The sequence below is a fragment of the Propionivibrio sp. genome, assembly GCF_029255185.1.
Classification (GTDB): domain Bacteria; phylum Pseudomonadota; class Gammaproteobacteria; order Burkholderiales; family Rhodocyclaceae; genus Propionivibrio.
Window position 1 is genome coordinate 1 of record NZ_JAPUVO010000078.1, and the last position, 5,829, is coordinate 5,829.

Sequence of the window (5,829 nt, forward strand, 5' to 3'; positions counted from 1 at the left end):
CGCGCCGGGCGCGACGGCGCCGACATGCTCAGCAATATCGAGAAGCTCAACTTCGCCGACCTCTCCGCCGTCGACATCACCCTGGATAACCCGATGCCGGTCAAGGACGTCATCACCATCGCCAACCGCACGGGGATGAAACTCATCAAAGTTGCCGACCTCTTGGCCAACGACCGTGACTGGCAGGGCGACGCGCTGCACATCACGACGATTTCGGACCTCAAGGGCGGCAGCATCGTCGGTGCCTGGAATGCCACCAGCCAGGAATGGACCCCGACGCTGACTGCCGGCGGCGAACTGCAATTCACCCCCGACCCGGCCTACACCGGCGTCATGAGCTTCAAATACAAAGTCGCCGACGCCGACGGCAGCCCGGGCGCTACCGCCTTCACCGCCGGGACCACCAACGCTGCCGAGATGCGCGGGCAAGTTTTTATCAGAACGCCGGAAATGCCGACCGACGCGCTGTTTACCGAGCAGTGGTACCTCAATGATGTCAATGTTCTGCCGGTGTGGAAGGATGCCTACGGCCAGGGCTATACCGGCAAGGGGGTGACGATCGCCCAGTTCGAGCCCGGGATGCCGTTCGCCACCGGGCCGCAAGTTTTTAACTACAGAAACGCCGACCTGCAGGGCAACGTCGATTTGAGTTGGATCAGCGACGCCAGCGGCGCCATCCCGCAGACCTTCAGCGAGCACGCCACATTGGTCGCCGGGGTGATGAGCGCAGCCAGGAATGGCGAAGGCGCGGTCGGCGTCGCCTACGACGCCAAGCTCTCGGGCCACTACATCCAGGGCAGCGGGCTGGAAGTGGGCGCCCTGAGCGCCGAAATCGTCAACGCGCTGGCGCAGTTCAAGAACTACGACGTGGTCAATAACAGTTGGGGCAGCACCGTCGACTTCGACATCAAGGTCACCCCGGTCGGCCTGCTCGAACAGGGCATTCTCGATGCCGTCAGCCAGGGCCGCAATGGCCTTGGCACCGCCATCGTCATGGCCGGCGGTAATGACCGGCAAAACGGTGGCAATACCAACGCCAACGCGCTGACCGCTAACCGCGCCGTGATCACCACTGGCGCGATCAACGCCCAGGGCGACATCTCGACGCTGGCCATCGGCCAGGCACCGTTCTCAAATCCCGGGGCGAGCATCCTCGTCTCGGCGCCCGGCAGCAATGTCGCCAGCACCTCGCAGATCCTGATCGCCGACGACGGTACGATCTTCGGCGCGGACACGGCGACGACGCAGGGCACCAGCTTCGCCGCGCCGATCGTCTCGGGAATCGTCGCGCTGATGCTCGAAGCCAACCCGGGCCTGGGCTGGCGCGACGTCCAGCAGATCCTGGCGATCACGGCGCGCAAGGTCAATGATCCGAATACCGATACGGTATGGAATGCCGCGATCAACTGGAATGGCGGCGGAATGCATACCAGCCACGATTATGGCTTCGGCGACGTCGACGCGCGCGCCGCGGTTCGCCTGGCGGAGAGCTGGGTCAGCACGCGCACGTCGTACAACGAACGCCACCTCGGCGCCGGCGAAGGCAGCATGAATGGCGAGGCGAATCTTGGCATCGCCATCGGCGACGGTGCGACGATCACGCGCACGCTGGCGATTGGCGCCGGCCTGCGCGCCGAGCATGCGACCATCAGCCTCGACGTCACGCATTCGAATTGGGGCGATCTCACCGTCGAACTGATCGCGCCGACAGGCACCGTCAGCAAATTAATCGCCAACCCCGGCACCAGCGCGACCAACCCCGGCGGCGACGTCGGCAGCGGGCAGCTAACCTTTGCGCTCGACACCACACACGACTACGGCGAGAACGCCCAGGGCAACTGGCAACTGCGCATCACCGACCGCTCTGGCCGCGGAACGGGGACGCTTAACGGCTGGAAAGTCGATGTCTATGGCAGCGATTTGAGCGAGACGATTGCGGGCCTCGATACGGCTGGCGAGGCGCCGCTGATCTCGGCGACCGGCAACAACCAGTATTTCTACACCGACGAGTTTTCTGCCGCGCCGGGCGCCAGCCGGGCCACGCTGACCGACAGCAACGGCGGCGGCGACATCATCAACGCGACGGCGGTGTCCTCCGGCTCGACGATCAACCTTAACAACGGCACAACCAGCACCATCGCCGGGCGCAGCCTGGTGCTCAACGGCGATATCGAGCATGCGTTTGGCGGCGATGGGACGGACACGCTGATCGGTAACGCGCAGTCGAACCGCCTGGAAGGCGGGCGTGGTGACGACGCGCTTAGCGGTGGCGCCAATATGGACCTGCTCGATGGCGGCCAGGGCAATGACCTATTGACGGGCGGCGCCGGCTACGACCACTTCGTGATTCGCAAGGCGGCGGGGAGCACCGATACGATCACCGACTTTAGCCCCGGCACAGCGGGCGAAAAAATCCTGTTGGTTGGCTTTGACAACGTGAGCGACTTTACGCAGGTCGCGGTGACGCAAGAAGGCGCGAATACCCGACTGAACCTTGGCGACGGGCAGAGCGTGCTGCTGCAAAACATCGCGCCGACAGGGATCAGCGAGCAGAACTTCGGCTTCTTCAGCGATACGGCGATGCTCGATAGTTTCGCCACTTACACCAGCAACCCGGGAATCTGGTCGGGTGATTCCGGGGTCCAGAATACCCTGCTGCCTGGCACCTACGGTGATCTGGTTGCCTTCGCACTGGGCGGTGACGATGTGATCGGCGGCGTGACCACCAACGACCTGATCGATGGCGGCGATGGCAGTGACGCGATCTGGGGCGACTACCCAGGCTCCACGCCGGTTCCCGGTGCGGACTGGCTGGAAGGTGGCGCCGGGAGCGATACGCTCTATGGTGGCGCGGGTGACGACCTGCTACGCGGTGGCAGCGGCAACGATACTCTCCGGGGCGAGGTCGGCAATGATGTGCTGATCGGCGGCAGCGGCGAAGATTACTTGAACGGCGGCGCCGGCAACGACCTGATTATGCTTGAAGGCGATTTGGGACGAGCGGATTTGACCGGTGGAACGGATTATTCAGGCACCCGAATTGGTGGCGCCGGGGCGGACATCTTCAAGGTGACTGCCAATGGCGGCGGCAACAGCGGTGTCGCAGTGATCGGCAACCTGGTCACCGTGTCGAACCTGATCGCCGACTTCGATGTGAATCAGGCTGGCGAGCTGATCGACCTCACCGCAATGCCCTGGATACGAGGGTTTTCTGATCTCACCCTGTCGCAAGCCGCCAACATGAACGGCACGATCTATACCCGTGTTTTTGCAGCGAGCGGCAGCAACAGCCTGACCGTCAATTTGAAAGGCGTGACCCCCAGTGCCCTTGCCGCCAGCCACTTCAAGTTCGCCACGACGCCGGGCCTGGTGTTTGGCGGCGCCGCTAGTGACACGCTGACCGGAGATGCCGGTGGCAACACGCTCGACGGCGGTGCCGGCGCTGATGCCATGAGCGGGCGCACGGGCGTGGACACCTATATCGTCGACAACGCGGGCGATACGGTGAATGAACTTCCAGATGGCGGCTTCGATACGGTGAAATCGAGCGTCAGTTATGCTCTGCCGGCCAACGCGGAGAATCTCGTCCTCACTGGCACGACCGCGATTAACGGCACGGGTAACGACGCGGCCAACCGTATCGTCGGCAATACAGCGGACAACATTCTCGACGGCAAGGGCGGTGTCGATACCCTGCTCGGCGGCGCCGGTGACGATATCTATGTCGTCGACAGCCAGGCCGATACGGTCATCGAATATGTGGGAGAAGGCGCGGATACCGTGCAATCCTCGCTCTCTTACACCTTGGGCAACAACATCGAGAAGCTCACGCTAACAGGCACGGCTTCGATTAACGCCACCGGAAATATGCTGGCTAACACGCTGACGGGTAACGCTGGCGACAATATCATCGATGGTGCGGATGGCGCGGACGTCATGGCCGGCGGAGCGGGTGACGATATCTATCTTGTGGATAACGTCGGCGATGTCGTGACCGAAAATGCCAGCGAAGGTGTCGACACCGTCTATTCGACGGTGAACACCAGCTTGGGCGAGAACGTCGAGAATCTCGTACTGGCCATGGGCGCCACATCCGGCGTCGGCAATGTACTGGACAACGCCCTCACCGGCAATTCAAGCGCTAATACACTCAGCGGCGGTGCCGGCAGTGACGTGCTGGACGGAGGCGTCGGTGCGGATACGCTGATTGGCGGAACGGGCGACGATGTCTATGTGGTCGACAACGTGAATGACGTGGTGACCGAACTCGCGGGCGAGGGCAACGATACGGTGCTGTCAACGATCAGTTTCGATCTGGTGTCGCGCCCGAGTGTGGAAAACGTGGTGCTCAATGGCGCTGCGAACCTCAACGCCACCGGTAACGCCAGTGACAACAGATTGATCGGCAACTCCGGCGTCAACGTGCTTTCCGGCGGTGCCGGAACCGACACCCTTGACGGAGGCGCAGGCGCAGATGTGATGGCTGGCGGAACGGGTAACGACACCTATGCGGTGGACAACATGGGCGATGTCGTGACCGAAAATACGGGCGAAGGTGTCGATACCGTGGTCTCGGCGATTGACTATGCATTGGGCGCCAACCTCGAAAACCTGACACTGACGGGAGTGGCGGCCATCAACGGTACCGGTAATGGACTCGCCAACACGATCAATGGCAACAGTGGAAATAATGTGCTGAATGGGGGTGCCGGAGCCGACATCCTCAGCGGCGGTGATGGCGACGACCTCTTGATTGCTAGCAGCGGCAGCGACACCGTTCTGGGCGGTGCCGGTAATGACGTTCTTCTGGCCGGCGATTACAGCACCTATTACCATGCCGGCATGGGCTACACGGAAACAGGAACGAGCAACATCCTGGAAGGCGGCACCGGGACGGACCAACTCTGGGGTAGCGGCGGTTCGGACACCTACCGCTATAACCTGGGTGACGGTGCGGACACCATCAACGAGGTGGCCTACAACAGTCAAAGCGCCCTGGACACGGGGACCGATCGTATCGTGCTGGGTGCGGGAATCGCCCCGGCGGACGTGACGGTCACGCGCAGCAACACCGACCTGGTGCTCAAGTTTGCCAACGCCGGCGACCAGCTCACGGTTGCCGGCTGGTATGGCTCGCCGAACAACCGCATCGAGCAATTGATCTTTGCCGACGGCACGGTCTGGGATCGAACAACCCTGCACACGGCGGGTTTGGTGCAGAATGGCACGGCCGGGAGTGATACCTTGTACGGCCTGGCCGGAGAGAACGATACCCTGCTCGGCGGCAATGGTGATGACCTCTTGATCGGTAATGGCGGCAGCGACACCGTAAAGGGGGGTGCCGGTAATGACGTGCTGCTGGCCGGCGACTACAACAGCTATTACCACAACGGCATGGGCTACACAGAAAGCGGAACAGCCAACATCCTGGAAGGCGGCGCCGGGACGGATCAACTTTGGGGAAGCGGCGGCTCAGACACCTACCGCTATAACCTGGGTGACGGTGCGGACACCATTAACGAGGTGGCCTACAACAATCAAAGCGCCCTGGACACGGGGACCGACCGTATTGTGCTGGGTGCGGGAATTGCCCCGGCAGACGTGACGGTCACGCGCAACACCACCGACCTGGTGCTCAAGTTTGCCAACGCCGGCGACCAGCTCACGGTTGCCGGCTGGTATAGCTCACCGAACAACCGCATCGAGCAATTGACCTTTGCCGACGGCACGGTCTGGGATCGGACGGCCCTGCACACGGCGGGCCTGGTGTTCAATGGAACGGCCGGGAGTGACACCTTGTACGGCCTGGCCGGAGAAAACGATGTTCTC

At 62.5% G+C, this 5,829-nt stretch carries 1 protein-coding gene; it reads left to right on the forward strand.

Annotated elements, in window-relative coordinates; genetic code table 11:
- A partial coding sequence (locus Q1J43_RS04995; RefSeq protein ID WP_301101287.1) for a calcium-binding protein occupies positions 1-5,829 on the forward strand: 5,829 nt, incomplete at both ends.